General features: G+C 71.1%; 25 protein-coding genes. 11 read left to right on the plus strand and 14 right to left on the minus strand.

All coding sequences use genetic code 11. The features are described from left to right. Positions 1 to 37: 37 nt before the first annotated feature. From BLS99_RS15440 to BLS99_RS15450, 3 genes are all read right to left on the minus strand, one after another. Positions 38 to 745, minus strand: a complete 708-nt coding sequence (locus tag BLS99_RS15440) for a sensor domain-containing protein (protein ID WP_091051616.1) — start codon at positions 743 to 745, stop codon at positions 38 to 40. A 506-nt stretch (positions 746 to 1,251) separates the two neighbouring features. Beyond that, the gene (locus BLS99_RS15445; RefSeq protein ID WP_091051620.1) at positions 1,252 to 1,986 is read right to left on the minus strand and encodes a DUF7873 family protein; all 735 of its coding nucleotides are present in this window, start codon (positions 1,984 to 1,986) and stop codon (positions 1,252 to 1,254) included. Between the two features lie 59 nt (positions 1,987 to 2,045). After that, on the minus strand, positions 2,046 to 2,576 hold the full coding sequence (locus BLS99_RS15450; RefSeq protein WP_091051624.1) for a hypothetical protein: 531 nt from the start codon (positions 2,574 to 2,576) through the stop codon (positions 2,046 to 2,048). 187 nt (positions 2,577 to 2,763) lie between these two features. Between BLS99_RS15450 and BLS99_RS15455 the strand changes: the two genes are divergently transcribed. Further along, a complete protein-coding gene (locus BLS99_RS15455) occupies positions 2,764 to 3,501 on the plus strand; it encodes a hypothetical protein (RefSeq protein ID WP_091051627.1) in 738 nt (245 codons plus the stop codon). A gap of 55 nt (positions 3,502 to 3,556) precedes the next feature. Here the strand turns inward: BLS99_RS15455 and BLS99_RS15460 are convergent, their stop codons facing one another. Further along, complete coding sequence (locus BLS99_RS15460) at positions 3,557 to 4,243, minus strand: GNAT family N-acetyltransferase (RefSeq protein WP_091051630.1); 687 nt, start codon at positions 4,241 to 4,243, stop codon at positions 3,557 to 3,559. An 89-nt stretch (positions 4,244 to 4,332) separates the two neighbouring features. Continuing rightward, entirely contained in the window at positions 4,333 to 6,702 is a 2,370-nt protein-coding gene (locus tag BLS99_RS15465; RefSeq protein WP_143034827.1) for a hypothetical protein, read from the minus strand. A gap of 365 nt (positions 6,703 to 7,067) precedes the next feature. On the opposite strand from BLS99_RS15465, the gene BLS99_RS15470 reads away from it, so the two are divergent. Continuing rightward, positions 7,068 to 7,877, plus strand: a complete 810-nt coding sequence (locus BLS99_RS15470; RefSeq protein ID WP_143034828.1) for a hypothetical protein — start codon at positions 7,068 to 7,070, stop codon at positions 7,875 to 7,877. Between the two features lie 22 nt (positions 7,878 to 7,899). On the opposite strand, the gene BLS99_RS27450 is transcribed toward BLS99_RS15470, so the two are convergent. From BLS99_RS27450 to BLS99_RS15500, 6 genes are read right to left on the minus strand one after another with little or no spacing between them, the layout of a single operon-like run. After that, entirely contained in the window at positions 7,900 to 9,063 is a 1,164-nt protein-coding gene (locus BLS99_RS27450; protein WP_091051638.1) for a M23 family metallopeptidase, read from the minus strand. Next, positions 9,060 to 9,596: a hypothetical protein gene (locus BLS99_RS15480; protein ID WP_091051640.1), complete on the minus strand. Its 537-nt coding sequence runs from the start codon at positions 9,594 to 9,596 to the stop codon at positions 9,060 to 9,062. Before BLS99_RS15480 ends, BLS99_RS27450 begins: the two co-directional genes overlap by 4 nt. Before the next feature lie 3 nt (positions 9,597 to 9,599). Beyond that, complete coding sequence (locus tag BLS99_RS15485) at positions 9,600 to 11,528, minus strand: hypothetical protein (RefSeq protein WP_091051642.1); 1,929 nt, start codon at positions 11,526 to 11,528, stop codon at positions 9,600 to 9,602. After that, a complete protein-coding gene (locus BLS99_RS15490; RefSeq protein WP_091051643.1) occupies positions 11,525 to 14,659 on the minus strand; it encodes an ATP-binding protein in 3,135 nt (1,044 codons plus the stop codon). The genes BLS99_RS15485 and BLS99_RS15490 overlap by 4 nt, the downstream gene beginning before the upstream one ends. Continuing rightward, the gene (locus tag BLS99_RS15495; RefSeq protein WP_218126531.1) at positions 14,656 to 15,045 is read right to left on the minus strand and encodes a hypothetical protein; all 390 of its coding nucleotides are present in this window, start codon (positions 15,043 to 15,045) and stop codon (positions 14,656 to 14,658) included. The genes BLS99_RS15490 and BLS99_RS15495 overlap by 4 nt, the downstream gene beginning before the upstream one ends. Positions 15,046 to 15,093: 48 nt before the next feature. Then, complete coding sequence (locus BLS99_RS15500) at positions 15,094 to 15,375, minus strand: hypothetical protein (protein ID WP_218126532.1); 282 nt, start codon at positions 15,373 to 15,375, stop codon at positions 15,094 to 15,096. A 343-nt stretch (positions 15,376 to 15,718) separates the two neighbouring features. Between BLS99_RS15500 and BLS99_RS15505 the strand changes: the two genes are divergently transcribed. The 9 genes from BLS99_RS15505 (at position 15,719) to BLS99_RS25750 (ending at position 24,079) form a co-directional block, all read left to right on the plus strand. Further along, a complete protein-coding gene (locus BLS99_RS15505; protein WP_091051648.1) occupies positions 15,719 to 16,528 on the plus strand; it encodes a hypothetical protein in 810 nt (269 codons plus the stop codon). Between the two features lie 69 nt (positions 16,529 to 16,597). Next, on the plus strand, positions 16,598 to 17,335 hold the full coding sequence (locus BLS99_RS15510; protein ID WP_091051651.1) for a hypothetical protein: 738 nt from the start codon (positions 16,598 to 16,600) through the stop codon (positions 17,333 to 17,335). Continuing rightward, the gene (locus BLS99_RS15515) at positions 17,332 to 17,634 is read left to right on the plus strand and encodes a hypothetical protein (protein WP_091051653.1); all 303 of its coding nucleotides are present in this window, start codon (positions 17,332 to 17,334) and stop codon (positions 17,632 to 17,634) included. Before BLS99_RS15510 ends, BLS99_RS15515 begins: the two co-directional genes overlap by 4 nt. Before the next feature lie 12 nt (positions 17,635 to 17,646). Continuing rightward, complete coding sequence (locus BLS99_RS15520; RefSeq protein WP_091051656.1) at positions 17,647 to 19,080, plus strand: WXG100 family type VII secretion target; 1,434 nt, start codon at positions 17,647 to 17,649, stop codon at positions 19,078 to 19,080. A 40-nt stretch (positions 19,081 to 19,120) separates the two neighbouring features. Continuing rightward, positions 19,121 to 20,647, plus strand: coding sequence for a hypothetical protein (locus BLS99_RS15525; RefSeq protein WP_091051658.1), 1,527 nt, complete (start codon positions 19,121 to 19,123; stop codon positions 20,645 to 20,647). A gap of 40 nt (positions 20,648 to 20,687) precedes the next feature. Further along, positions 20,688 to 21,026 (plus strand): hypothetical protein, encoded by a 339-nt coding sequence (locus BLS99_RS15530; protein ID WP_091051660.1) that lies wholly within the window; start codon positions 20,688 to 20,690, stop codon positions 21,024 to 21,026. 241 nt (positions 21,027 to 21,267) lie between these two features. Beyond that, entirely contained in the window at positions 21,268 to 21,579 is a 312-nt protein-coding gene (locus tag BLS99_RS15535; protein WP_091051662.1) for a hypothetical protein, read from the plus strand. Between the two features lie 47 nt (positions 21,580 to 21,626). Then, a complete protein-coding gene (locus tag BLS99_RS15540; protein WP_091051665.1) occupies positions 21,627 to 22,376 on the plus strand; it encodes a hypothetical protein in 750 nt (249 codons plus the stop codon). A gap of 2 nt (positions 22,377 to 22,378) precedes the next feature. Then, on the plus strand, positions 22,379 to 24,079 hold the full coding sequence (locus tag BLS99_RS25750) for a hypothetical protein (RefSeq protein ID WP_143034829.1): 1,701 nt from the start codon (positions 22,379 to 22,381) through the stop codon (positions 24,077 to 24,079). A gap of 94 nt (positions 24,080 to 24,173) precedes the next feature. On the opposite strand, the gene BLS99_RS15550 is transcribed toward BLS99_RS25750, so the two are convergent. Genes BLS99_RS15550 through BLS99_RS15560 form a run of 3 tightly spaced genes read right to left on the minus strand, consistent with a single transcriptional unit; the run spans position 24,174 to position 27,000 of the window. Further along, the gene (locus BLS99_RS15550) at positions 24,174 to 25,526 is read right to left on the minus strand and encodes a hypothetical protein (RefSeq protein ID WP_091051667.1); all 1,353 of its coding nucleotides are present in this window, start codon (positions 25,524 to 25,526) and stop codon (positions 24,174 to 24,176) included. Further along, on the minus strand, positions 25,523 to 26,677 hold the full coding sequence (locus BLS99_RS15555; protein WP_091051669.1) for a WXG100-like domain-containing protein: 1,155 nt from the start codon (positions 26,675 to 26,677) through the stop codon (positions 25,523 to 25,525). Before BLS99_RS15555 ends, BLS99_RS15550 begins: the two co-directional genes overlap by 4 nt. Further along, positions 26,674 to 27,000, minus strand: coding sequence for a type VII secretion target (locus tag BLS99_RS15560; RefSeq protein ID WP_091051672.1), 327 nt, complete (start codon positions 26,998 to 27,000; stop codon positions 26,674 to 26,676). Before BLS99_RS15560 ends, BLS99_RS15555 begins: the two co-directional genes overlap by 4 nt.

Here is a 27,000-nt window from a genome sequence, read left to right on the forward strand (position 1 = left end):
CGCCCGGTGTCTCGGATGCGGTTCAGGAGGTGGCGGTTCAGGCCTGCGAGAGGCGCCCCTGGACGCGGGTGACCTCGGCGTCGGCGAGCGCCGAGCGGACCGGGCCGTGCGGGTGCTCGGCGTCGGTCATCGAGGCGAGCAGGCCGCGGGACAGTCCCGCCTGGGTCAGGGCGAAGCCGCGCAGGACCAGCGGGAGCAGCAGGGCCATGACCAGGCCGCCGGCGACCGCGAGGGCCGAGACGGCGAGGTAGGAGTCGCCCCAGCCGAGCCACTCGGTCGCGTAGTGGAGGCCGTCGCCGTCGTCCGTGGCGCGGCGGATCGCCCAGGCGTACAGCGGGTAGGCCAGCGAGGCGACCGTGGCGGCCCACCAGCTCAGGGCCACCGCGAAGCCGGCGACGGCGAGCGGGAAGTTGACCAGGCCCCACAGGAGGTTCAGCCACGACTGGCCGTCCGTCAGCGGCGTCAGGAACCGGCGCAGCGCGGAGGCGCCCTCGGGGGCGCGGCGGTACCGCGGCGGGTGCACGGGCCGGCCGAGGACCGATTCGAGCTGGAACCGGCCCGCCGCGGCCAGGCCGCGCATCGCCAGCAGCGTGGCGGCGAGGATCGGGACGCCCACCCAGACGACTGCGGTGCCGACTCCGGCCGCGAAGCCGGTCACGGTGATCACGAAGGCGGGAAGGGCGATAGGGAACGAGGAGAGCAGGTACGCCGAGTCGGCGCCGAGCTGCTTGAAGATCGAGTTCATGAGGTCAATACTCGTCCCCGCGGGAGGTTTCTTCGAGCCTGCGAGCAGGCATTCCGCTGGTAGGGACAGCCTTACCGGGAGGGTCGGGGCCGCCCCTGGGGAGGGGCGGAGTGCAGGTGCGGCCCGGGTCGTTGACCTCGACACCGGGCCGCCATGTGCCACATAGTGGCCGCTGCGGTCTGCGGTGGCCGTTCAGTCTGCTGCTAGCACAGTGCTCTGCCATTGAGCTACCGCCGCATGTGGTGCGGCGGGAAGGATTCGAACCTTCAACTCCTGTGTCCCAGGAGACCACTCGCCTACACGCGCGGCGTGGCGAATGCTGATACTGGAGCGAGAATCTGCGTCTTCGCGGCTTGCCTCTGCCAGTTGGGCCACCCCGGCATGGGTGCCGGGGGAGGGACTCGAACCCCCACCTCTACCGCGCTGTACTGCGATTGAACCTCAGTTTCAGCGTTGTTCGGCGCTTGCGCGCCACCCCTGTCGCTCAAAACAGGGGAGCCTGTGTCCTACTCGCCGAGCAGGTACGCGAAGACCCGCGCGCCGATGTGCTCGTCGACGACCTTGGTCCCGTTCGCCTCCTCGCGCGCGAACTTCACCGCGAACTGGAGCTTCTCCAGGCGGTCTGAGAGCTGCGCGACCCGGTTGGCCGGGGCCGAACCGGAGAACTTCACCGTCGTCCAGTACCCGACCGGGATGTCCTCGTAGTAGACCTCGACCTGCGCCGGGTGCTCCTCGGTCGCCTCGGCCTTCACGTGGTTGCGCGGCACCTTCTTCGTCCGGACCGTCTTCACCGGCTCGGTCGCGAAGCAGTCCGCGGCCTCGTTGAACGACCACGACTCGCCCGCGTCCAGCACCGGCAGGGCCTTCACGAACGCCTGGAGCTCCCCGAGCTGCTTCTCCAGGAACAGCAGGTACGTGACCGGGACGTCGGCGGCCAGGACCTCGCCGTCCACGGTGATGTCGGCCGTCGCGACCGCGTTCGTGCGGTCCTTCGTCGCCGTCACGTCGAACAGCCGCGTCATCGCCGCGGAGACCTCGCGCAGCTGCGCCTCGACCCGCCGCTGCACCTTCGTCGACTCGGGCGGCAGCTGCTCGCCCTCCTCGTCCTTCGGCTGGTAGGTCCGGGAGATCCCCGACAGCAGCGGCGCCTTCCCGAGCTCGCGCCCGGCGTCGCCGAGGGCGCGGGCGGCCTTCGCCTTGACGCTCTTCTCGATCGCGATGATCTGGTTCAACTTGGTCACGGGGCAACCCTCACTTTCGCGCCCCACCATAGGAGACGCGCGCCACCGCCGGCAACGTCTTAACGGTCGCACCACCGCGCCGACCGCGCCGCCCCCAGGAAGCACAGCACCAGGATCGACAGGATGATCCCCGTGCAGTCGAACTGGTAGGTGAGCGTCCCTCCCTCCTGGAGCGGCGCCATCGCCGAGAACAACACCATCTGCGCGACCACCTGGAGCCCGATGCTCACCCCCTCCACCGCCAGCGCGCCCCGCCGGGCCGACGCCGAGCGGCGCATGATGCGCACCGCGAACAGGGAGCGCAGGGCCGCGAGGCCGAGCGCCTGCACCGACGAGAGCAGCAGCACCAGCGGCGTCCAGCCCTCCAGGCCCGGGTAGAACCGGACGAACAGGTCGGCGTTGGCCGTGAGTGAGACCGCCCACAGGACGCCGTTGAGCAGGCCCAGGCCGACCAGGATCCACATGAGGACCACCGCGGCCGTCGTCAGGCCCGGCCGCCGGGGCGGCTGCGGGTACGGCGCGAACTGGTACGGGTACGGCGGGTACTGCGGCGGGTAGTGGTACACGGGGTACTGCGGGGGATCGGCCATCGCACCGCCTCCGGGGATGTCAGGGGATGTCACCGAGTGTAAGTGAGCGGGCGGGGCCGCGGGGTCCCCGGAAAAGCGGGCCCGACCCCGCCGCCGCGGTTTTCAACCCCCGGGTTCCGGGGTACTAGGGTGGTCGCGGGCCGTCTCGCAGCTTCGCCGGCGGCACCGCGGCAGGACGGAGCACGACATGATCATGCGGCTCGCCCAGTCGCTCGGTTACGAGGTCGTCACCGTCGAAGACGGCGACGGGGTCCTCGCCGTGGGCGGCCACGACGGCGCCAGCTCCCTCCGCGTCGGATGGCGGCCCCTCATCGTGGAGGGCTACACCGGCTCCGGGTCCATCGACCGGTTCGCGATCCGCACCCGCGACGCCCGCCACCGCGAGAGCCTGCGCGACATGCGCGACCGCCTGCGCTTCCCCGACCGGTGGGACGACCCCGTCGAACTGGCCGGGCCGATCCTCAGGCTCCTGGAGTCCGGCGCGTACGGGGTGCGGCGCTGGCCGGACGCGAACGTGCACATCGAGCCGTTCGGGGAGAACCGGTCCGCGTGGTGGTACCCGTACGAGGCGATCGGCACCGAGGGGACCGCGGTCATCCCCACCGACAACTGGCCGCCGCCCAACGTCGCCATGGTGGACTTGTACGCGGACGCGATCCGCCGCGGCGAGCGGCCGCTCGCGGTGCTGCTGCGCTCCGAGCCGCCCGGCGACGAGCAGGACTGCGCGGCGTTCCTCATCGACGGCCACCACAAGCTCGCGGCGTACCGCCGCACCGGGACCGACCCGCACTTCCTCGACATCGCGCGCCTCGCCGACCGGCGCCCGTGCGAGCCCGCGGACCTGCACGCCGTCATCGGCGGGGACGGGAAGCTCGCGCAGTCCGCGGCGAACCTCATGCGGTACCTGGAGCACGCCGGGCAGTGAACGGCGCGTGCACTGCCCAGTGGTGACGTGCACTGCCCAGTGGTGAACGGTCCGTTCACTGCCCGGGGCGCCACGGGCCCATCGGCACGCCGCCGGGCCGGTCCAGCGCTTCGAGGAGCGCGGTCGTCGCCGCGTCCGCGGTGACCGCGCCCTCGACCGCTTCGAGGTAGTCCTCCATGAACGTCCGCAGCGCCTCCCCGTCGACCGCGTCGCCGTGCCTGAGCTGCGGGGCGGCGTGCAGGACCAGCAGGAGCATGCCGAGGACGCGGTGCCCGGGCCCGCCGAAGCCCGGCTGGAAGTAGGGGACGTCCAGGACCTGCGCGCCCGCGGCCTCGTAGAACGCCAGGCGCCGACGCGGGTCGCCGTGCGCGTCGTGGGCGGGCGCCCGCGGGTCCTCGATCTCGGCGACCACCAGGCACGGGTCGCGCCGGGCCGCCCACGCCCCGACCGCCTCCCGCAGCAGCCGGCCCCCGATCCCGCCCCCGCGGGCCGCGGGACCGACCGCGAGGTACGTCAGGAGCTGGACGCGCGCGTGCGCCGACCACTCCCCGAACGCCGCCGCGACCGGCGCGCCCGCGTCGTCGACCACCGCGAACAGGTCCGCCGAGCCGTCCCGCAGCGCGTCGGCCAGCGACGCCTCGGAGCCGAGCTCCCCGGGCGGGAACGACGGGGCGAACAGGCCCCGGTACACCGCCGTGAACAGCGCGTCCGGCCGCGACCGCTCGACCGTCGTGAACCCCATGGCGCCCCCTTTCGGCACCGCCAGTGTTCCACCGGGCGCGGCCCGCGGGGCCCGAAACGGTCCGCAGCCCGCCGGCCGCGGCGACCCCGTCAGGGCCGGGCGATGCGGCGCAGCCGCAGCCGCGCCGCCCGCAGGTGCGCGCGGCGCACCGCCCGCGCCGGGGCGTCGGCGAGGAACCGCACCGTCGACCAGAGGCCGCCGTTGTAGGACACCCACTGCGCCGCCACGTACACGGCCGCCCACGCGGCCACGACCACCGTCGCCGCGCCCCAGCCCGCCGGGGACCAGAACCCGGCCGCCTGCCAGATGCTGATCGCCGCGCACACCGACAGCGCCGACACCGCCGCCGTCAGCGAGTCCCGCACCCGCTGGTGCCGGTCGCCCTCCCAGCGCTGGAGCGTCGCCTCCGACTGGTCGGCCATCACCTCGTTCAGGCGGGCGCTGAAGCCCTCCAACTGGTCGTCGATGTGCTTCGCGGCCAGGAGCCGGCGCAGCGACGCCGAGTTCGACGGCGACCGCAGCAGCCCCGGCGAGTGCAGCAGCGCGATGACCTGCCGCGTCTCGCCCTCGAACTCCAGCATCTGCATGCGCTTGCGCTTCATCGCCTCCATCTGCGCGGTCCGGTCCGCGCCCGGGAGCGCGTACCCGGCGATGATCTCGGCGACCCCGGCCCGGTACGCGTCCAACTGGTGGTTCCACGCCGCCAGCATGCCGCTCAGGCACGCCGTGAACTCCGCGATCGCCTCCAGGTCCCCCGAGATGAAGTTCGGGGCGTCCAGGGCCGCGATCACCGTCGTGTTCTCCGTCGAGATCAGCAGGTCGCCCTGGTTGCGCTGGTTCCATATCCGCTTGCTGTGGTCGTCCGCCAGGCGGATCCAGTCCCACAGCGACTCCTTCGCGTCCGGGGCGGCGTGCAGCAGCACCGAGGAGCCCGTCAACTCCAAGAGGCGCCGCCCGTCCTGCACCAGCGGGCGCGCCTCGTCCCCGAGCGTCTGGTCGAACTCCCGGTCCCGCTCGCTCGCGCGCAGCACCCGCACCAGCACGTGCGACCGGCCCCGGTGGATGCACACCGGCGGGCCCTCCACCGCGGCCGCGCCGTCCAGGTCCGCGCGGGGCGCCAACTCCTCCGGGAGCTGCCGCCCGATCAGGTCCCTCGCGAAGCGCGACAGGCGGTCCCACACGGCGCCGCTCCCCTCGCACGACACCTCCACGGTGCCGTGCTCGCGCGCCGCCCGGAACATCGCCGCGTGCAGCTGGCTCGGGTACAGGTCCTCCACGTTCCGCTCCAGGCGCAGGCTGTGCACGCCCATCGGCGAGAACCGCAGCGCCGCGTTCAGCTCCTCCACCGTGTCCCCGTCGACCTGCAGGCGCACCTTCGGGAGGACCAGCTCCAGGCCGTCGAACCGCTTCTCCTTCTCCAGGCGCGGCTCCCAGATGTCCGCGTGGTACGTGAAGTGGTCGATCACCGCCAGCGGCCGCACCGCCCCCGCGCCCGGGCCCGCGAACGACCGCTTCAGGCGCGCCCGGATCGCCTCGTAGTCGACGCCCGTCACCCCGAACGGGAACAGGTACACGATCCTGCCCTCGTCGATGCGCATCCACTTGTCCTTCTGGGCCTCCCGCAGCCGCTCCAGGGCCTGCCGGTGCGCGTTCATCTTGCTCAACTCAACGGACGAGAACGGCCACGCGTTCACCAGGCGCCGCAGCACCTTCCGCACCTCGAACCGCTCCCGCTGGCCCGACGACTGCGCCACCAGCGCGCGGTGCAGGTCCCGCAGCACCAAGTGGTACTGCCGCCGCACCGCCACCTCGCCCTCCACGAACCCGCCCACCGGACCGCCCTCGGCGCCCGCGTCGTGCAGCAGGCCCGCGCACGAGCCGATCACCTTGTCGAGCGCCTCGGTGTAGCGCGGGCGCGACCCGGTCTTCAGCGCGTCCTCGAGCGCGATCTCCTCCCGGACCAGGTCGCACAGGCGCAGCGCCAGCTCGACCGACACGTCAGGTGCGCCGTCGAGGTCCCAGGCCCGCCGCACGAGGTCTCGGAAGCGCGCCATGCACTTCATGAGCATGTCCACCCGGTACGTGTGGTTCCAGGCGCGGACCGAGGAGTGGTGCACCCACAGGCACAGCAGGGCACGGTCCGCAGGGGTCGGCGTCAGCGCCGCCTGCCGCTCGAACTCGACCCCCGCCCGGTGCAGGAACTCCTCCTCCACGTCCGACTCGCCGCCCGGGTCCACCTCCGACTGGAGCCCGTTCCAGATGAAGCAGTCCCGCACCGCCTGCGTATCGACCCCGCAGCGGTCCCGCAGATGCGCCTCGATCAGGCGCTGCACCGCCATATCACGCGCCTCAAGCACCGGCACGGCCGCCGACGCCGATCCGGCCACGCCGCCCCTTGGGCTGGGGACGGCGGCGGCATCGGCCGCAGACTCGTTGGGGCGCATCGAGGGGTGGCTCATACCACAAGTCTAGGACGAACCCGCACGTCACCCGGGACATCGCGAGCGGGTTGGGGTGGGTAGCAGGGTCACTTGGGACCGCGCCTCCTTAAGTCGTGACGCCGCTTGAGGAACGCGTTCCCGCCACGCCAGGGCGCCGCTTCCGAGGTGTCTTCCGGTTGAGCCGAGTGGGCTCCGTCCCATAGGCTGTCCCCATGCGAAAGGGTCTGTTCCGCCGCACCATCAGGCGCGCCCGCACGGCCCGCCGGACCGGCGCCCCCACCATCAGCGACGCCGCAGGCAAGCGATACCGCGTCGTCCCCGTCGACGACCCCGAAACCGCCAAGTACGCCGACCCCCCGCGGAAATGGCCGAGAGTCGGCGCCATGGCCGCGGTGTGGGCGGTCGTGCTGGCGCTCGGAGCTTGGACCGCACCGGGGATCGCGGCAAGCGGCAGCGAGGACAATGAGGACGCTCGAGACCAGGAGGCGACCGACTCGGTCGGAGCGGCTCTGCGATTCTTGAAGAACGGTTCGGAGGAGGACGCCGAGCGCGCGGACGCGGCCCTCTGCGACGGCGCGTCTCCCCAGGTGAGCTCCTCGGACCTGGACGACCTCCGCCAGTCGTACGACGAGGAGTTCGGCGGGATCGAGCGCGTGAACCTCGATGCGGGCGAACCGGTGTCATCGGTCGACGGCATCGAGATCGCGGTCAGGGTCTGGTACGTCTACCAGAGCAGACAGGAGAGCGAGGACTTCCTTGTGACCGTGCAGGAAGACGACGGGGTCTTCTGCGTCTCCGAGACGGTTCTCCAGAGCGTCGAGGAGGAGCCGAGCGAGAGCGGCACGACCGGCATCGAGGAAGAGGTCGACACGCAGGCGGTCGCCACCGATTTCCTCCGGGCGATCGTGGTGGACAGGGAGCCCCAGACCGCTGCGAGCTTCCAATGCCAGACCTTCACGGGGATCACACCCCAGGAGCTCAACGATGCCATCACCGACTGGGCTGAAGCAGGCGAGACCGTCATCGGCTATCTCGACGGATTCGACTCCGTCGACTCCGACGACAGCTCCGTCGACGCGTTCGCGGCCGACATCAAGCTCGACGGCGACATGGACATCGAAACGTTCTCGTTCCAGCTCACGGTGCAGGGCGACTGCGTCTCCTCACTCGAAGGCGGCGACGACCTGATCTGATCGACCAGACGGTGCGAAACGGCTATTCGAGCGGAGCGCCCATCTGCTGCATGAAGGCGATCGGGTCGACCGCGCCCGCCGGGCTGCGGTCGGCGTTCAGGTGGGTCTCGAAGTGCAGGTGGGGGCCGCTGGAGCGGCCCGAGGAGCCGACGTAGCCGAGGATCTGGCCCGCCTGGACGACGTCGCCCTCCTTGACCAGGGGTGCGGATCCCATGTGGCAGTAGCGGGTCAGGTAGTCGCCGGCGTGGATGATGTTGACGTACCAGCCGCAGCCCGCGACCTCGGGGGAGCCGTCGACGTCGCACGAGTACGACTCGCCGTACAGGCTCGCGTTGCATTCCGAGGTGATGACGGTCCCGCTCGACGCGGCCACGATCGTCGCGCCGCGTGGCGCACCGATGTCGACACCGTTGTGCGTGGGCCGCTCAGGGGTTTGAAAACCCGAGTTGACGGGTCCCTCGACCGGCGCCATCCAACCTGCGGCGGAGAGCTCGCCGGGCTGCGCGCACGTGCCCATCTGGGTACTGACCGCCGAGACGTTCGCGCCCCCGCCGGTCAGCGTGTTCACGATCTCCGTCGCGAGCGGTTCGTGCTTCGCGTACGCGTCCGGGAACGCCGAGATCTGCACCCGCTGCGCGGCGACCGTGAGCGGCAGCGTCTCCCAGTCGTCGACCTTCACCAGCTTCTCGTAGAACTTCGTGGACGCGTACACGGGGTCGGTGACCTGATCGGGTGTGCCCCAACCGGACGAGGGCCGCTGCTGGAAGAGGCCGAGCGAGTCGTGGTCGTTCTGGTCGCCCAGGTGGCCGAGGTTCGTCAGCCGCGACTCCTGCATCGCGGTCGCGACCGCGATGACCCAGCCGCGCACCGGGATCTCCAGGTCCTGCCCGACCGCGATGATGACCGCGGCGTTCCCGATCTGCTCCGAGCTGTACGGGCCGATCTCGGGGAACTCGGCGTTCGGATCCACGGTCGTCGTGCCGCAGCCGGCGGCGATCACGTTGCCGTCCTCGTCATTCGACTGGTCCGACAGCAGCTGCACGATCGAGATCACCGCACCGAGGCAGCACACGCTGAGCACGGCGAGCGTCCACACCAGCGGCCGGAGCCGCTTCGGCACCTTCGGCGGGACCGGGTCCTCCGACCGCTCCTTGGCGGTCTGCTCTTCTCTGCTGACGACGCTCATGACTGCTCCCAGTCGATCGCCGAGACGAGCCAGCCGTTCTCGGTCCAGGGGTTGGAGCCTTCGACCATCGTGAGCGTCAGCGTGCCCGTGTCCAGCGGGACGCTCACCTTCAAGCCCTCCGCGGTCGCCTCGCCGACGACCTCCTCGGCGGGGACCGTCTCAGGGTCGACCCCCTCCATCGCGTCGGCGGAGTCGCTGGTCAGGAACGGCTCGATGGAATCGTGCCAGCCCTGAGCGCTGCGGCCGTCAGGGTTCAGCCACGCCTCGGCGAACTCGACCGCGGTCTCGACCGCCTCCTCCGGGAGCTCGGCGTCGGTGAAGCAGCCGTCGCCCTCGCACTCCTCGGTCGCGAACCCGTCGTCCTCGCGCAGGCCCTCGGACGTCGCCTCGCCCTCGGAGCTGTCGACGCCGTTCGTGCCGTCGAGCGGGGTTTCCTGACGCCGGTTGGCCAGCGCGATCACGCCGAGCACCAGGACGAGGATGATGACGATGATCCCGTAGCGGGAGAAGATGATCCGGAGGGCGCGGTTCATCCGTCATTCCCTTCTCGCAGGCCGGTAGACCTCTCCACCACTAGAACTGCCGCTTGCAGGCGAGCCGGAACCCGACCCGCTCGTCGAACTCGCCGGCTTGTCCGATGTCGTGGTCTGCTGCTCGGGCAGTGAGTCCTTGGAACTGCTGCGAGGAGAAGAGCGCACGGTCTCGGAGTTCTCCTCGGGACGGGCGTCGTCCCGGCGCTGACGGGCGCGTTCCAGGTCCCGTTCGCGGTCGCCGTTCCGATCGGGGTCGCTGACACGCCGACCGAGGAAGGCGTCCGCCGGGCCGCTGCCGCCGACGAGGCCCGCGATGCGTCTGCCCGGCCGTAGGAGCAGCCAGGCGGCCACGCCTAGGAGCCCGATCAGGACGACCTGGAGCCAGACTGGGAGCGCAGTGCCCAGGATGCGGCTGGACGCCCAGATGTAGATCACGGCTGCGAGCGAGAAGATCGCGACGTTGATGATCGCGCCCAGGACCGTGTTCACCAGGCGTTTGAAGGGACCGCCCGCGGGGCGCAGCAGGGCGATGGTGCCGATGATCGGCAGGGCCACGATCGCGAACCGCACGATCATGAAGCCCAGGATGATGAGGATCGACGCGGTGAGGTCGAACAGCGAGAAGAAGATCGCCGTCAGCAGTGCGAGGAATCCGGTGCCGGTGCGCTCCCAAGCGCGTTGACCGCTGATGTTCGCGTAAGCCTCGGGGTCTTCGGTCTGGATCTGCGCGACGAGGTTCTGCCAGGTCTCTTGCTTCTCCTCGATGAGGTCGTTGCGGTATGTGGCCGAGTCGTCCGCGTCCGCGGCCTCCTGCCAGGTGAACGCCTGCGCGGCGAAGAGGGCGGGCCCGTACTTGTAGGCGGCGTTGGACTCCACGACGACGGGGTTGCCCTCTTCGTCCAGGACCTCCTCGCCGCTGCGCTGCTGGTAGGTGACCTCTTCGCTCTGGCCGAGCATGGTGCGCAGCCAGTTCTGATAGAGGACCTGTCCGGAGACGGTGTCGGAGGCGACGACCGCGGCGGACCGCGTGTCGATGCAGAAGTCCTCGCCGTTGAGCTCCTTGAGCTCGTCGTAGCGGTCCTGGGTCATGCCGTCCTCGCGGATGCACCCCTCGACCCGGTCGTCGTTGATGAGGACCGTGCTCAGATTCATGCCGATGGTGAGCGCCTGGTCGGTGTACTCGGCGGCCTTCACCGGCCAGCGGACCACGGCGGTGACCAGCACGAGAATGAGTACGGCCCAGGCGACGGTGGTGACGGCGTTGTTCATGTCCGCTTGGCGCGAGCGCCAGAGCAGGTACAGACCGATGAGGCCGACGGTGACGGCGCCGAAGACGGTGAAGATCTGGCGGTAGAGCACCTCGGTGCCCTGCTCCATGAAGCGGTTGGACCAGCCCCACATGGTGTCGGGCTCCCACGCGGCCTGGCGCATCGAGTTCGCAGCGCCGACCGTGGCGACCGACAGGTTGAACTCCATGTTCGCGAGGGCGTTCGCGGTGTCGGCCCCGTTCGGGATCGACACCGAGTCCACGCATTGGCCACCGACGCTCATCTGCTGGGAGCCGTACATCGGCAGTTGGTACCCGGCGTAGCCGTAGGCGCTGTAGGTGCCGATGCCCTCGCTCTGGTCGAGGCGGCCCGGTTCGGCGAACCAGCCGGCCATGCCCGAGTCCGGTGAGGCGGGCTGAGGGGCGGCCTCGCACTGGAGTTCCTGGCCCTCGGGCAGTTCATCGAGGCAACCCGACCACTCGGTGTGCCACTCGTAGTCCGAGCACCCCTCCGCGTCCCCCTGCGCCCCCGCCGTTCCCGGCGTCAGGACCAGGGCGCCCAGGGCCGCCGTCAACGCGATGAGGATCCGGGCGGCCCGGCCGCCGAGGCGCGCGAGGCGGCCTGCGGCGGGCGGGGCGAGGTCGTGGGCGGAGGGGTCGGTCACTGTTCCTCCCCGGGGGTGGTGTTCAGGTAGTCGAGGAGGCCGCGGACCCAGCTGAAGTCGGCGCGGATGCGCTGGACGCGGCCGTCGACGTCGCGCATGACGAACTCGCGGTAGGGGAGCTTGCGGGTCTCGGAGGCGTCCACTTCAGACAGGGACGCCAGCACGGACTCGTAGCCGACCCCGGTCGGCACCCGCAGCAGCTTCAGAGCCTCTTCAGCGATGGTCGCGTCCTCGGCGATGCGGCCGACGAACACGGTCGAAACGAGGTTCTGGACGTCGAGGCCGAGGATGTCCTTCGGGTTCTGCGAGGCCACGAGCGCCGCGAGGTTCCACTTGCGGGAGTCGCGGGCGAGGCGCACCAGGAAGGAGCGGCCGGACTTCCAGCCCTCCATGAAGTGGGCCTCGTCGAGGCCGACGAGCTTGCGGCGGTGCATGTCGCCGCCGTAGGCGCGGCGGACGGCGAGGCGGTGCGCGGTGTGGAGCATCGGCAGCGCCAATGCCTCCTCCGCCGACCAGTACTCTCGTTCGATGCCGAGGTCGGGCAGGCGCAGGCCGGACATGGTGATGACGGTGAGTGCCGTGTCGTCCTCCAGGACCCCCTTGTCGGGGCTGCCGAAGAACAGTTTCGCGAGCGGCATCTCGGCGGTGTCGAGCAGGAGCGCGGCGAGTTCGGCGCCGTCGCCGGTGACGTGGTCCTCGGCGTCCTGGAGGGACTCGACGAGGTCTTCGAGCGCGGAGTCCTCCTCGGCGGGGACGTGGCGGGCGGCGTGGCGCAGGAGGCGGGCGGTGCTCGCCTCGCGCTGGACCTGCGGCGGCAGGAGCATCGCGCAGATGTCCTGGACGAGCATGCGCCGCTCGGACCTGGCGTTGGAGACGGCGATGTCGTACTCGCGCTGGCCGTCGGGCGAGTCGGCGTAGTGCTCGCGGCGCGGGGACGGGATGAGCGCGTAGGGCGCGAGCGTCCCGTACTCGGAGCCGGTCAGGTTGAGCACGCGCGAGAACGGCTTGAGCTCGGGCATCTCGCACAGCTTCGCGAGCGGCCCGGACGGGTCCAGGAGCGTGACCTGGACGCCGCGGCGGGCGGCGAGGTAGCCGATGGCGCCCATGAGGGTCGACTTGCCGCCGCCGGGCTCGGCGACGAAGACCGACAGGCCGGACTTCTCGCGGACCTCGGTGGCGAAGTGCAGGTCGAGGAACACCGGGCTGCGCGAGGTGCCGGCGGTGCGGCCGATGAGGTCGCCGCGGCGGTCGCCGACGACCGAGGCGGCCTGCGGCATCGCGGCGGACATGAGCTTGACGGGCATCCGGCGCACGTACCCGGTCTGGGCGACCGGCTCGCCGGGGATGAACTCGCGGGCGAGCCAGTCCTGGTTCTTCGGGTGCTGGAGGCTGATGCGCATGTCCCGCTGGTACATCTGCATGAGCGTGCGGGCGCGCTCCAGGCACTCCTCTTTCGTGTCGGCGGTGACGGCGAGGCGGTGCCAGCCGTGGGCGCGCGCGGCGTCGATGGGCAGGCCGGTGGTCATCTCGTCGCCGACGCCGAGGGCGCGCTCGGCGAGGCGCTGGAGCTCGGGCGGGGCGTCCATTGCGTGCTCGTCGTAGTCGCGCTGCTGGGAGCGGATGAGCCGCAGCCGGTGGTCGAGGTCGCGGAACGCCTCGCCGGCGCCGAGGATGTCGATGCGGCTGGAGAGCTCGACGGGCCACGGGCAGCGCTCGTGGAAGTGCAGCCACGGCTCGTGGCGCTGGGGGATCTCGAGCTCCTCCATGCGCCCGACGGTGAGGACCGCGGTGTGCTTCTCCTCGCCGGTGAGGCGGTTGACGAGCTTGACGGTGGAGCCGTACGGGCTGCGGTAGCGCTCGATCGACTCGGTGAGGGCGAGGACGTCGCCGGGCTCCCAGTCGCCGTTGGACCCCGAGAGCAGGCGCGGCGGCTCCATGCCGAGGGCGACGGAGCGGAACACGAGCCATTCGAGCTCTTCGGTGGTGGCGCGGCGGGCGCGCACGCCGAAGGAGCCGAGGACCTCGTCGAACTGGAGGCTGCGCTTCTCGATCTTCTCGCGCTCGGAGAGCTTGGTGCCGCGCCCGAACATGCGCCCGACCTTCTCGCCGACCTGGTCGAACGCGCCGCGCCGGGAGAAGGTGATGCCGAGGAACGTCTCGCCCTCGGCGTGGGAGAGCTGCTGGAGGTGGCGCTGGGCGGCCACGAGGTGGTCGGCCCAGCTGGTGCCGCCGGGGACGGTGCGCAGCGGCCGGGCCGTGTAGCGGTCGACGGTGCGCGCCCACTGGTCGGCCGGGAACGGCCGGGTGGTGCGGCGCAGGTGCACGCGCATGCCGGCGAGGCCGGCGTACTGCTCGGCGATCGCGACGATGAGCGCCTCACGTTCGAGGTCGGGCCGGAAGGACCAGCGCACGCCGGGCAGCTTGTACCAGGCGGTGACCGACGCGGGCGTGAACGTGACGTGCCCGGCGATCTCGGTGAGGCTCAGCTCCCGGAGCGGCTGGCGCTCCTTCTGGGCGCCGATCGGCTTGACGCGGACCGGCTTGCCGTCGCCGGTGGTCGCCGGCAGCGCCGCGGCGCGGGACTGGCGGACCGGTACGAGGTCCTGGCCGGGCGGCCGTTGTGTACTGGTTTGCGCTGCCTGACGGCGACCTGTGGAAACATTCCCGCGGGCCTGGTCAGCAGGCTGTGGATAACTCGGCCCCTGCTGTGGATAACTGCCGTTGCGCTGTGAATGACCCTGTGGATTACCGCTGGTCGGAGGCGGTGCGTAGCGCTGTGGATACCCCTGTGGATAACTCGGCTGATTCTGTGGATAACCCTGGGGATAACCCTGTGGACGAGTACTCGACGGCGGTGTCATCGACGCAGGTGGCGACGCGTGTCGCAGCGACTCCACTGGGGACGCCTGGCGCGGCTCCTGCGGCGCGGTCCGCTGCTCGCCAGTGCCGGGCCGCTTTGCGGGCTCGCCACTGCCGGGCTTCTTTGCGGGCTCGCCACGGAACACCGCGTCCGCCAGCGCGGTCGCGTCGTCGCCGAGGTCGCCGGACGACCGCTCCCGGTCCCGCACGGGCGCGGGGGGCCGGGGGGCCGAGAACTTGGCGACGGGCTGACGGCGGTCCTCGCCGCTCATAGGCGCTCCTCAGTTCGGACGGGCTCCACGAGTGTGGGCCGCAGGCGGATCGAACGGGTCGTGAACGCCGGTATGCGGACCTCGCGGCCGTCACCGCGCGTGTGCTTCCAGTCGGTGAGCAGCGTGCGCAGGACGGTGGTCGCGGGCCGGTCGGCGTCGACGTAGCGGAAGATCAGCGAGGTCGCGACGAGGGCGAGTGAGATCTCGATGGCGGGGAAGAGGTCGACGTCGCCGGTGAACGCCCAGCGCAGCAGCATGAACAGGGCCAGGATGGCGGCGAAGGCGCCGTACTGGCCGTACGGGAGGTGGACGGGGAGCGTGTAGCCGGGGGGGCCGAGGTACAGCAGGCGGGCACGGTAGATGTCGTCGTCGGTGCGCAAGCGCATGGGCGTCCTCCGTCCGGCCTTACTGCAACAGGGGCGATGTGGGGGCTGCTAGTCCTCTTGGCTGAACAGCACGTCGACCAGGCCGCCGCCGACGGCCACCAGGACGACCGCGCCGGCGATGAACGCGATGCCGATGATGGCGATCGTCGACGAGGTGAGGACCCGGCTGACCTCGCCCTTGTTGGCGCGGGCGATGAAGATGAGGCCGAGGATGGCCAGGAGGATCGGGGCGATCTTCGACAGGAAGAACCCGATGATCCCCTGCGTGTTGATCTCGGCGCCGGCCTGGGCGTGCGCGGCGACCGTCCAAAGAGTCTCGTGAACCGTCATCAGTACCATCCTTCCGTCACATAAGTCACTAGAGCCTCACGTAACGCAATTTTCACTCATGTTTCTTGTCTCCCAACCCATCGCGGGGTCTGCCCTCATCATATGCCGGACCCCTGACGGAACGCACCTTCGTCGGCTCGAAGAGCGACCGTAAGACCGGACACCGAGAACTGAAACAGATAAGCCGGGAAGTATCAATCCGATGGCCGCGATCACTGCGTGTCGGCAATCCGACACTAAGATAGGAGTGCCCGGTGTCCTACGATCAAGCCGCACAATAGAGCCCGAAGCCCAGCACCGCCCACCGGCCGAACGGCCGCGCACCGACCTCGCGGAGACCACCATGGACTACATCGACGACATCGCCGGCCGGCTCACCGCCGCGGCCGTCGCCTTCGCCGTCGCCGGTCTCGCCGTCGCCGCGCTCTCGGCCGCCGCCCTCGGCGGGGTGCGCGCCTCCGAGAAGTGGCCCTCCGCGCCCGTCCCGCGCCTCGGCCGGCCCGCCGTCATGGCCGGCGCGCTCGTCGGCCTCGTCGTCTTCGCCCTCGCCGCCGGACTGTTCTCCCTGGCGCGCTTCGGCACCGATTTGAACGCCAACCTGCGGGTACTCCTGGCCGTGGGCGTCGACCTCCTCGCCCTCACCGCCGGACTGTGGCTCGTCGGCCTCGTCGCCGGCAAGGTCGAGATGCGCACGCTCATCGCCGTCCCCGACCACCACGCGACCCCGCCGCCGATCCCGGTCTCCGGCGACCCGACCCGCTACCAGATCCCCGACTACACGGAGACGCCCGTGGAACCCGACCCGCAGGACCAGCCGCACCACTACCCGCCGGAGCCGCGCCACCCGCAGGCCCCCTACGCCCCCGACACCTCCGCGACCGGCGGCCTCCCCGCCGCCCGGTCCAACGTGCCGACCATCCCCACCGACACCCGGCCCGGCTGGGTCTTCCAGGACAAGGGCACCGGCGCCTTCTACGCCGCCGTCGCCCAGAGCCGCGGCGGCATCAGCCTCCTCGCCCTCGACGACTTCACCGTCGCCCGCACCGCCTCGCTCGTGGGCCCGCTCGAACTCGTCGGCTCCGTCGAGGCCACCGTGTGGCCCCTGGAGAACGGCGACGCGCGCACCGAGGCCGGAGCCGACCGCACTGCCTGAATCGGCAGTCCTCACGGAGCGCGCGGTTCGCTATCCTCGGAGTGACCTCGAGCGAAGCGAGCCGCGACTGTGAACGACGCCGACCAGGTCTTCACCGACCTCGACGAGCACGTGACGCTGCGCGTGCTCGACGGCCGCATCACCGTCGAACTCTCCGCCTCCGGCTTCCGCCAGACCCCCGGCGCCATCGCCAACCTCGTCGTCGAACTCGCCGGGCGCATGCCCCGGCCCGGCGCCGGCTCCGACGCCGCCCTCGCCGCCGGCATCGACGCCGTCGCCGGCCTCCAGCAGGCTGCCGCCACCGGCGGCTTCGAGGACTTCGCCGCCGTGATGCGCGGCCGCCTCGGCATCGAGGCCCCTAGGCAGACCCTCAGCCGCGACCCCGAGTTCGACCGCGCCGTCGCCAACCGCCTCGACGGCGTCCTCAACTCCATGCGCGCCGCCCAGACCGCCCGCGCCGCACCCGCCCGCGAAGTCCTCACCGCCGAGGCCGCCACCGACGAGGGCGACGTCACCGTCGCCTCCAGCTCCGAGCGCGCCGTCGCCGGCGTGTGGATCGCCCCCGAGGCCCGCGGCCGCGGACTCGAAGGGCTCGCCACCGCCCTGACCGACCTCATCGCCCGGGCCCGCGACGAGGTCGGACGCCTCGCCGAGGCCCGCGCGAAGGCCGGCCTCCCCGACGAGGTGGCGAAGACGATCGACAATGCCCCTGAGGACGCCGATCGCGCCGGCACCGCCACCGCGCGGATCGTCGACCGCATCGCCCAGGCCAACGAGACCCTCCAGAGGAAGGCAGGACAGGCATGACCCGGATCTTCGACCCCGAGTTCGTCCGCCGGCTCGGCGAGGGCATCGACGCCAAGGTCGTGCCCGTCCTCGAGTCCACCGACGAGGTCCTCCCCGCGCTCAGCGAGATCGACCGCAGCCTCTACACCACCGTCACCCTCCCCATGGCCGCCGCGTACTCCCTGGCCACCTCCACCGTGACCGAGTCCATGGCCGGCGCCGCCGAGTGCTTCCGGCAGATGCGCGACGCCCTCGACTCCTGCGCCCAGGACATGACCGACACCGACGACGCCTGCTCCAAGGCGTTCGGCGGCGAGTGAGGGAGGCGCCGCATGAGTACCGGGCAGAGCCTCTACGAGGCCGGGGAGGAGATGTCGCCGTACTACAACGGCGTCATCAAGTCCTGCGCGGTCGCCATCGCGCCCCCGGCCGTGGTCTTCGGCCTCGCCGTCCAGGCCATGGCCACCAGCATCTACCTCAATCAGTGCAACCCCGGCGACATCCTCAAGGCCGCCGGCGCCTGGGTCTCCCTCGCCGAGAAGAACATGGAGGCCGCTGAAGAACTCCAGGCCGAGGTCGACACCGTCAACGACGGCAACTGGAAGGGCGACGACGCCGACGCCTTCCGCGAGGCCGCCGGGAACGTCAAGTCCCAGCTCCAGCAGCTCGCCGTCACCGCGTTCCTCATCGGCGCCCAGCTCCTGGCGTTCTCGGTGATGCTCACCGTCTACTGGCTGTTCCTCACCGCCTGCACCATCGTCATGGACGCGTTCCTCGCCGCCTACCTCGCCGCGCTCGCGGGCGTCCTCACCGCCCCCGGCGCCCCCGCGATCATGGCCAGCGCCCAGGCCGTCGCCACCAGCCTCGTCGCCTCCATGAAGAGCATCGAGGCGTACCTCATCGCCGTCTCCACCGGCTGCGCCGCCCTCACCGGCGGCCTCACCGCCGTCACCTTCGGGTTCCAGAAGGTCCAGGGGAACCCCGTCGACCCGCTCGACATCGCCGGGGCCGGGCTCGCGAACATGCTCGAAGGGTTCCTGGTCTACGGCATCAACGTCGCCACCATGACCCCCGGCGGGCGCCACGCCGGCGTCACCGACGCCATGCACGTCTTCCAAGGCGTCTCGGCGATCTTCCCGACCTACAAGGGCGACGGCGAGACCGGCGCGCTCTTCGAAGGCGGCGGCCCCGCGCTCGGCATCCCCGACTCCCTCCTCAACCTGTGGGAGGACCACGCGCCCGACCGGTTCACCAACCCCGAGACGATCGAATGGCGCTTAACCCCCGTGCCGTCAGGCGGACCGTCGCCGCGCTCTTCGTCCTGGTCCCGCTGCTCGCGCTGGCGGTCACCGGGGTCCGGTACCTGGAGTTCCGGTCCGCGGCCGGCGGCGGCGGGACCCACGGGACCGCAGTGGTCGAGAAAGCAGGTGTCTCCGGCGGCGGGGACGAGGTCTGCACCGGGGAGTTCACCCCCGACGGCGGCGGGCCCGCGACCGCGGTCGACATCGAGGTCGACGGCCGGTGCACCGAGGGCGAGGAGCTCGACGCGTTCCTCGTCGGACCCGCTGCGCTGCATCCGGACTGGTGGGGCGGGACGAGGGCCTGGACGGCCGGCACCGGCACCGGCGAGCACCTGGCGCCCGTCGTGGCCGTGGTCGCCTTCCTGGTGCTCCCCGTCCTGCTCGCCGTGCTGGTCTTCCGCCGCCGGGCCCGGTAGGCGCCGCATTCTCGGTGCTGTCGCGAGGGCGTCGCAGTTGGTACGGTGAGGGGGAACCGCCACCCGTCCCCCTCGCGAGGTGAGTATCGATGAGCGACAACGAGTCCTACCAGGGCCTCGACGCCGCCGCCCCGGCCGCCGCGGCACCCGCCTTCGGGACCGCGGAACCCCCGGGCGCGGTCGAGACCCGGCCGGACCTCGCGACCGCGCGGCCCGGCTGCTCGAACCCCGAGTGCGGCAACGCCGCGGTGCACCCCGCGGAGGAGGGCTGGCAGCGGCTCGTGTCGGCCGTCCCGGTCGAGCGGCAGCTGTACCGGTTGCGGCCCAAGGAGTCCGCGATGTCGTACCCGACCGAGGCCGACTTCCGCGCCGCCGTCGCCGCGGTCCGCCCCGAGCACGCCGACGCGCACTCGCTCCAGCGGCTGCGCACCGCCTGGACCGAGGACGTCTCCGGGCGCCTCGCCGACTGGTCCGACCAGATCCGCTCCGGCCTCGCCGACCTCGCCGAAGGCTGGTCGGGCACCGACTTCGAGTCGTTCGAGGCCGCCTGCGGCCAGACCCGCGAACTCGTCGAGGACCTCCTCGACGACGTCGACGGGACCGTCGCGAGCCTCCAGGTCACCGAGGACGCGCTGTACGCGATCCAAGGCGGCGACTCCGGCGAGATCCCCTATCCCGCACCGCAGTTCTGGATCGACGGCGACTGGCACAGCTGGGTGTCCGTGCACCTGCGCCCGGCCTGGTGGCACGGCGACTGCATCCAGTACACCTGCCAGGACGCCGAGCACGTGCTCGCCCTCGGCGGCGGCGACCCCGAGCTCGCCACCGAGATCATCGACTACATCGACGAGCGCATCCTCCACTACATCGACCACTACTCCAGCCCCGTCACCATCGAGCGCGAAGGGCTCGACCCGGCCAAGGGCCTCACCGTCGAGGAGGCCAAGGAGCTCGCGGTCGCCGACGCCGCCGAGCACTACGGGACCCTCGTCGACCAGAGCTGGGGCGCCTACGACGCCCGCCACGCCGCGATCGACGACGACATCGCCCAGCGCAGCGCCGACACCGACGCCGAGGACCGCTCGGTCCGCACCGTCCGCAGCGACAAGGACTACCCGGACGCCGCCGACCCCGCGTACATGGACCTCGAACCCCCGCCCATGGACCAGCCCGCCGGTACCGCTGCGCCCCAGGCCACCGAGGACCCGTCCCTCGAACCGCCCGCCGGCGAACCCCCGGCGGAGGCCGACGAGCCCGACATCGAGGCCGACGACGAGGACGCCCCGAGCGGCGGCCTCGCCAGCGGCGGGACGGGAAGCACGAGAACCGTGTACGGGGGAGGTGCCGCGGGCGGGGCGGCCTCGGCCGCACCTGCGGCGACGACCACCGCAGGGACCGTTTCGGTGGCGGGAGCGGCGATCGGCGCGACCGCCGCGGTCGGCACCGCAGGAGCGTCGTCGACCGGACCGCGCGGAAGCGCCCTGGTCATGGGCGGCCCGGGCGGAGCGGCCGGGCAGCGGCCGATGGAGGACAAGGAACGCGAACCCGACGTCGACCTGGTCGAGGACGCGAACATGTGGGGCTACGTCGACGAAGACGACGACCCGTACGCCTAGGCCCGCACCGAGACCCCGCACCGAGACAAGGAGCCCCCGCATGGCCGTCCGCGCCTTCGACCCCGCCGCGCTCGAACGCTACCGGCAGTTCCTCGGCGATCTCATCGACGAGCTCGAGAACGACGTCATCCCGTCCCTGCGCGACGGCGCCCTGAAGAAGGCCCCCGCCTTCGGCACCGCGCCCGGCGCGGGCGAGCACGCCGCCGTCGAGTACGCCGAGTTCCACGCCACCACCTGGCGCAACCTCCAGTACCTCCGCGGCACCCTCCACGGGCTCCGCGCGGGCCTGCAGTCGGCCATCGACAACGGCGGCGTCGTCGACCAGCAGACCGCCGCCGACCTGCTCCGACTCACCGACGGCGACGACCTTTACGCCTGATTTCCACGCATTGCGAGGCACGGTCACGGTGCGTGATGGACCGGTTGTTCAAAGGCGCACGGTTTGCACACCCCTGCTAACCTGAACCGTGAACTTACCGTCGAGACCCGCGTAATCCCCCCGAAGGACGCATGGCAGCGCGCCGACTCCGCACCGCCCCGCTCGCGCCCTCGCGCGAAGGAGTCCGACCGCATGTCGGGGGACCGTACCGCAGGTACTGAACTCACAGACAGGGAATGCGATGCCGAACGTCGACCCAGAAGCGCTGCGTACGTACCAGCGAACGGTACAGGCGCAGCTGGACAAGCTCGAAGACGAGATCATCTCGCAGCTCCGCAACGGCCAGCCCCTCGGCAAGCTGCCCGCCTTCGGCATGCTCGACGGCTCCGAAGCCGCCCGCACCACGTACCAGACCTTCCACGAGACCACCTGGAACAACCTCCAGGCGCTTCGTGAGTCGCTCGATGGGATCGTCACCACCCTCGACGAGGCGGCCAAGGGCCACGAGGACTCCGACGACGTCAGCGGCCAGAACTTCGACGCTCAGCTGTAACAGTGGTCAGCCGGCAACCGGGCGACCGACAGAGAGGATCTATTGACGTGACCCGAAAACTGACCCTGATCAAGGGCTTCGCGGCGGTCGGTGCGGCCGGGCTGCTGCTGTCCGGGTGCGGCGGCGACGAGCTTCCCGGGTCGTCCGGGAACGGCGACTCGGACTCCGACAGTTCCGGTTCCGGCTCGTACAGCGTGATGGCCGAATGGGACGGGTGCCCGGCACTCGGGGACATCCAGGCCATCCACGACTACATGGGCGTCACCGACTGGGGTTCGAACGGACTCACCTCCAGCGACATTCCCAGCGGCATGGACGGCGAGGCGTTCAACTGCGGCGCCGTGCTCGCAGAGCTCGCGGTCTTCCACCAGGACAACGAGGCGACCGCGGACCGGGACATCCCGGGGACCGCGAACATCGACGTCGGCGTGGCCCCGTGGGACTCCGACTCCGAAGCGACGGAGAACTTCCAGACCCGCGTCGAGCAGCTGAAGACCGCCCTCGAGACCGGCGGCACCGAGTACTCGGACGTGCAGGAAGGCGAGTTCGAGGGCGACTGGGACGAGACCTACTACTACGCAGGCAGGTCGGCCGACGGCTTCCTCATGGACGCCATCGCCCGCAAGGGCGACATCGTGATCTACGTGTTCATCGACTACTCGAACGACCCGGCGGTCGTCGCCGGCGAGGACCCGGTCTACCCCTTCACCGACCAGGAGTTCACGGACTGGGTCCTGAACGAGTACCTGCCGCCGACCTACGCGGACCTCCTCGCCAAGAAAGAGAACGGACTCTAGCCATGGCAGACGAATTCGAGAAGGAAGAGTACGGCGACGCCCAGGAGGGAATGGCCAACTCCGCGATCCAGGCCCGGATCAACCAGTTGATGAAGACCCCCACCTGCAGCCTCGGCGAATGCACCAACAAGACGGTGGACCCCGCTGAGGAAGCGTGGCTCAAACTGATGTCGGCGGTGCCCAAGGGCGCCGGGGCGACGGCGAACATCCGGCCCTCCCGCGATATCGAGGGCTACGCCCTGCCCGACGGCCAGTCGGTCCAGTCGCTCGTCGCCTCGCTCCGCCCCAGCAACCCCGACGACCACGCGATCCTCGTGATCAGCCAGAAGTGGAAGGACCTCGCCGGCACGTTCGTCGCGGTCCCCGAAGACCTCCAGGCCGGCCTCACCGCGCTCTCCGGAGAATGGGAGGGCGCCGACTACGACGCCTTCGAGGAGCAGGTCCAGACCGTCATCAAGAACTGCAACAAGGTGCTGAAGGACATCGAGGGCGAAGGCGGTGGCGGCGGCGCCGTCAAGAACCTCGAGGACAAGGCCACCGACATCCTCAACCAGCAGGGCGGGGACGAGTGCCCTTACCCCTCGCCGAAATTCCACCTCGAGGATGCGGCCGCCTGCTCGCACAAGATCCACATCCGCCCCCCTTACTTCCCGTCGTGCGAGGTCTTCGCCGACGACGAGACCAAGGTGGCGATGGAGTGGGCCGGGTTCGACAGCAACATCGTCGACGAGGTGCAAGAAGAGCGCGAACGCATCTACAACATGTACAAGGACCACACGAACCAGTACCCCGACTACGAGGAGGACGGCCTGCGCGGCGAGGAGCTCGCCAAGACGCGCGCCGACGAGTACGCGAAGCGGGCCACCGACGACCTCGGCACCGACGGCCAGGACCAGCTCCAGGAGCAGGCGTCGATCGTCAACGAGGACATCACCGACCGCACCAGCAACACCAACATGGCGGTCTCCGAGATCAAGCCCGAAGCGGTGCAGTCGGAGCCGACGACGTTCAACAAGGGCGACGTCGAGCCGCCCGGTGGTCTCGACGGCGGCGGGGCTCCTCCTGGTGGCGGCGGCGCGCCTCCCGGCCTCGGCGACATGAAGCCCCCGGGCGGCATGAAGCCGGTGTCGCCCCCGTCGCCGAACCTGCCGGACACGGACACGGGCAACCCGGACCTCCCTGGGAACGGCGATCTGCCCGGTAACAGCGACATCCCCGGCCCCGGCGACCTCGACGACAACCCGTGGGAGCCGACTTCTCCCGACCCTGACGACCTGCCTTCGGGTGGTCTCGCCGGTGGCGGTGGTGGCGGCCTCGGTGGTGGTATCGGCGGCGGTGGCCTCGGCCCCGGCGGCGGTGCCGGTCTCGGAGGCGGCGGCCTCGGCGGCGGTGCCGGTGGCGGCATTGGCGGCGGCGTCGGTGCAGGCGGCATGGGCGGCATGATGGGCGCCGGCGGCGCCGGTCGTGGAGCCGGTGGTGTCGGTGGCGGTCGTGGTGCCGGTGGTCGTGGACCCGGCGGCATGGGGCGCGGCGCTGGTGCCGGTGGCATGGGTCGTGGCGGTATGGCCGGCGGCATGATGGGCGCCGGTGGCGGCCGCGGCATGGGCGGCGTGGGCGAGGACGGTCAGGAGACCGGCACCTGGCTCACCGAGGACGACGACGTGTGGGGCATCGGGAACGAGAACGAGGACCCGTACGCGTAGCAAGACCTGAGACCGGGCCGGAGGCGAACGCCTCCGGCCCGGTCTTTTCAGTTCTCGAACACCATGCCCTCCCAAGGTCCCTCAGCACGGCATCTCAGTTCTCGGAGAACGAACCCAGGTACCGGGTGAGCTGCTGGCCTTCGGCGTCGGAAGTGATCTCGATGAAGGCCACCGCTTCGATCGAGGCAGTCCCGTCGAGGCTGAGATCGACGGTTCGGACCAAACCCGGCTCCAGTTCGACTTCGGTCCGTTCTCCCGCAAGCAACTCGGGTGGCGGCGGGATCTCGACCGCGATGCGGTGGCGGCCCGGCTGGAGCCGGTACTCGTTGACGCCCCAGAGTGAAGGCACGGGTTCGCCGTCGATGCGCACGACCGGTGCCGCGACCCAGGGCCGGACCTCGGGCGGGTACGTCTCGCCGAACCGGCTGCGGCGCTTGCCTGCCGCCTTCGCCTCGTCGGTCTCGTCGACCGGGCGCCGCGGGTCGTAGCGGTTCGGGCCGACCACTCGCACCGGCACCTCTTCCCCCATGCGCCAGCGCCGCCGGAGCGGCGGGCGCGACCCGCGACCGGGGTCGAAGGCGTGCGGAGTCTGGACGTAGGCGAGGGTGAGCCGCAGGGCGGCCATGCCCTCGCCGGTCCGCGGGGCCGTGGTGTCGCGCGGGTCGACCGGTCGCCATGAGCCGCCGGGGAACGCGGTCGGGCGGTGGGTCGCGGTCCGCACGCCGCCCGCCAGGCGCCGCTCGGCGGCTCGCAGCACGAGGCGTTCGATACCCTTGGCCAGCAGAGATCCTGCGATCGCGCCCGCGAGTGCGGCACCCCCGGCCAGCAGCAGCCCCGGTGTCTTCCCGAGTGCCGCGTCCGCGAGTGGCAGTGCGAGCGCGAGGAACCCCACCAGCGCGCCGATGAGGCTGGCGTACATGGTGAACCGGCGTCCGAGCCGTGCCGGTGCGGCCGCGGTCGGGATCAGGAACAGGCTGCGGAGCAGAGCCGGGGCGCCGCCCGCGGGGTGGAGGCGCTGGCGGGTGAAGCCGGTGAGGCGCACCGTGCCGCCGGGCGGGAGGTCGACGGGCCAGTATCCGGCCGAGGCGCCGGACTGGAGTTCGACCAGGTGCGGGCCGGGTGCGAGGAGGAGGTCGGCGCGGCCGAAGCCCGTGGCGGCGGGTTCGCCGTCGATGAGCAGGACCGGGGTGAACGGGCGCGTGTCCTCTGCGCCGACCACGGGGCCGAGCAGGTCGGATTCGAAGACGAGCACGCCGTTCCCGGTGCCGCCCTTGGCGGGGGCGAGAAGTGCGGGGCCGTCGCGGAGCCGGAGCCTGGTGCGGCGCAGGTTCCTTCCGGCCGCGTAGTACTCGTGCGGCTGGAGCGCGTGGTCGCCGAGCGGGTGGCGCGCGATCTCGTACGGCGCCGCGTAGACGGTGCCGAGGGCGCGGAGCCAGGCCCAGTTCATTGGACCGCCTGCTGGGCCGTCCTGGTGGTGGTGACGATGGCGTTCCGGTGGTCCTTGAGGAAGTCGAGGACGGGCCGGATCCTCTGGAGGACCTCGGCGATGGTGCCGACGACCTTGCCTGCGGCCGTGGAGATCCGCAGGACCTGCGCGATGGACCGCAACGCGCTCATCACCATCGAGGCGATCTTGGCGACGCCGGTGGCGATGGCCGTGGCGAGCCCGGCGCCGAAGGTGGCGACTGACGCGGCGACCTGGGGGAGGAGCGCCGAGAGCATCCAGGAGACGCCCTTGGCCATGAGGTCGACGATGTCCTGGCGGAGCATCTTCGCGAGGTCGCCCATCTGCGTGAGGAGCGCGTTCATGCCGACCGCGACGAAGCCCATGGTCGACACGGCGCGGCCCATCTCGCCGACGCTGCCGCGGGCGGCGTCGCCGTCGGCGCCGGTCCAGTCGGCGAGCGCGGCGCCGCCGGTCTCGGTGATGTAGTCGCCGACCTGCTGGCAGCCGTCGGCGACCTTGACCCACATCTCGGCGGACTTGCGCATGCGCGACTCGTTGCCGGAGACGAGCCCGACGAGGTCTTCGAGGGGCTGGAAGAGCTGGATGAGGAAGTCGAGGAGGGTGCCGGCGAGCCATTGGACGGGGTCGAACTTCGGGTCGGTGACGCCTTCGACGAACGCCGCGTACTGCTGGGCCATGTCCATGACGGAGGTGAGGTCCCCGGCGAGGCCGGTGACGGCACTGGCGATGCCGTCCCAGTCGTTGAGGCCCTCGATCTTGGAGAAGTTCGTGTACGTGTTCAGCCCGGCGGTGATGGGCGCGGTGGCGCTGTGGAGCATGTTCATGCCGGTGTTGCCGTGCTGGGACCGGGCGTTGTAGAGGAGGCCGCCGTCGGTGTCGCGGCCGCTGACGCGCGTGTCGGTGCCGACGGCGTCGCCGGCCCGGTTGACGCGGGTGTCGTTGCCGCTGCCGGCGAGTACCGAGTTCGCCCACTGGTGGAGCCCGGAGTGGGGGTCGCCGGAGTCGGCGGTGCGGGATCCCTTGCCCGCCACGGCGTCGTAGGTCTCCTGGGCGCCGGGGGTCCAGTCGTTCGTTGCGGTCTGCTCGGGGAGCGGGCCGTCGTCCCAGGTGGGTTCGCGGACGTCGGTCATCGGTCCCGCCCGAGGTCGGCGGCGATCTTCTCGAGGTCGGCGGCGATGCCGGCGTCGTTGTCGTCGTGCGCCTGCGCGCATTCCTCGAGGCGGGCGGCCAGGCCCTCGACGGCGGTGCGGGCGTCTTCGAGGGAGGGGTGGAAGATCCCTTCGGCGACCCCGAAGTAGAGGCCGGCGAAGGGGATGCCGCCGAGGCCCCACGTCCACCAGTCGGGGTCGGACTCGCGGGCGTAGTCGGCGACGGCCTGCACCTCCCCGGCGGTGTCCTTGATCTGGGAGGCGGCGTCGCGCAGCGCCTGGGGGTCGACGTCGATCCATGGCAT

Source organism: Glycomyces sambucus, assembly GCF_900102815.1.
GTDB lineage: Bacteria > Actinomycetota > Actinomycetes > Mycobacteriales > Micromonosporaceae > Glycomyces > Glycomyces sambucus.

Bases quoted from the DNA above. Each gene is read 5' to 3' on its own strand.
- BLS99_RS15440 (WP_091051616.1), bottom strand. From the start codon at position 745: ATGAACTCGATCTTCAAGCAGCTCGGCGCCGACTCGGCGTACCTGCTC.
- BLS99_RS15450 (WP_091051624.1), bottom strand. From the start codon at position 2,576: ATGGCCGATCCCCCGCAGTACCCCGTGTACCACTACCCGCCGCAGTAC.
- BLS99_RS15455 (WP_091051627.1), top strand. From the start codon at position 2,764: ATGATCATGCGGCTCGCCCAGTCGCTCGGTTACGAGGTCGTCACCGTC.
- BLS99_RS15460 (WP_091051630.1), bottom strand. From the start codon at position 4,243: ATGGGGTTCACGACGGTCGAGCGGTCGCGGCCGGACGCGCTGTTCACG.
- BLS99_RS15465 (WP_143034827.1), bottom strand. From the start codon at position 6,702: ATGAGCCACCCCTCGATGCGCCCCAACGAGTCTGCGGCCGATGCCGCC.
- BLS99_RS15470 (WP_143034828.1), top strand. From the start codon at position 7,068: ATGGCCGCGGTGTGGGCGGTCGTGCTGGCGCTCGGAGCTTGGACCGCA.
- BLS99_RS27450 (WP_091051638.1), bottom strand. From the start codon at position 9,063: ATGAGCGTCGTCAGCAGAGAAGAGCAGACCGCCAAGGAGCGGTCGGAG.
- BLS99_RS15480 (WP_091051640.1), bottom strand. From the start codon at position 9,596: ATGAACCGCGCCCTCCGGATCATCTTCTCCCGCTACGGGATCATCGTC.
- BLS99_RS15490 (WP_091051643.1), bottom strand. From the start codon at position 14,659: ATGAGCGGCGAGGACCGCCGTCAGCCCGTCGCCAAGTTCTCGGCCCCC.
- BLS99_RS15495 (WP_218126531.1), bottom strand. From the start codon at position 15,045: ATGCGCTTGCGCACCGACGACGACATCTACCGTGCCCGCCTGCTGTAC.
- BLS99_RS15500 (WP_218126532.1), bottom strand. From the start codon at position 15,375: ATGACGGTTCACGAGACTCTTTGGACGGTCGCCGCGCACGCCCAGGCC.
- BLS99_RS15505 (WP_091051648.1), top strand. From the start codon at position 15,719: ATGGACTACATCGACGACATCGCCGGCCGGCTCACCGCCGCGGCCGTC.
- BLS99_RS15515 (WP_091051653.1), top strand. From the start codon at position 17,332: ATGACCCGGATCTTCGACCCCGAGTTCGTCCGCCGGCTCGGCGAGGGC.
- BLS99_RS15520 (WP_091051656.1), top strand. From the start codon at position 17,647: ATGAGTACCGGGCAGAGCCTCTACGAGGCCGGGGAGGAGATGTCGCCG.
- BLS99_RS15525 (WP_091051658.1), top strand. From the start codon at position 19,121: ATGAGCGACAACGAGTCCTACCAGGGCCTCGACGCCGCCGCCCCGGCC.
- BLS99_RS15530 (WP_091051660.1), top strand. From the start codon at position 20,688: ATGGCCGTCCGCGCCTTCGACCCCGCCGCGCTCGAACGCTACCGGCAG.
- BLS99_RS15535 (WP_091051662.1), top strand. From the start codon at position 21,268: ATGCCGAACGTCGACCCAGAAGCGCTGCGTACGTACCAGCGAACGGTA.
- BLS99_RS25750 (WP_143034829.1), top strand. From the start codon at position 22,379: ATGGCAGACGAATTCGAGAAGGAAGAGTACGGCGACGCCCAGGAGGGA.
- BLS99_RS15550 (WP_091051667.1), bottom strand. From the start codon at position 25,526: ATGAACTGGGCCTGGCTCCGCGCCCTCGGCACCGTCTACGCGGCGCCG.
- BLS99_RS15555 (WP_091051669.1), bottom strand. From the start codon at position 26,677: ATGACCGACGTCCGCGAACCCACCTGGGACGACGGCCCGCTCCCCGAG.
- BLS99_RS15560 (WP_091051672.1), bottom strand. From the start codon at position 27,000: ATGCCATGGATCGACGTCGACCCCCAGGCGCTGCGCGACGCCGCCTCC.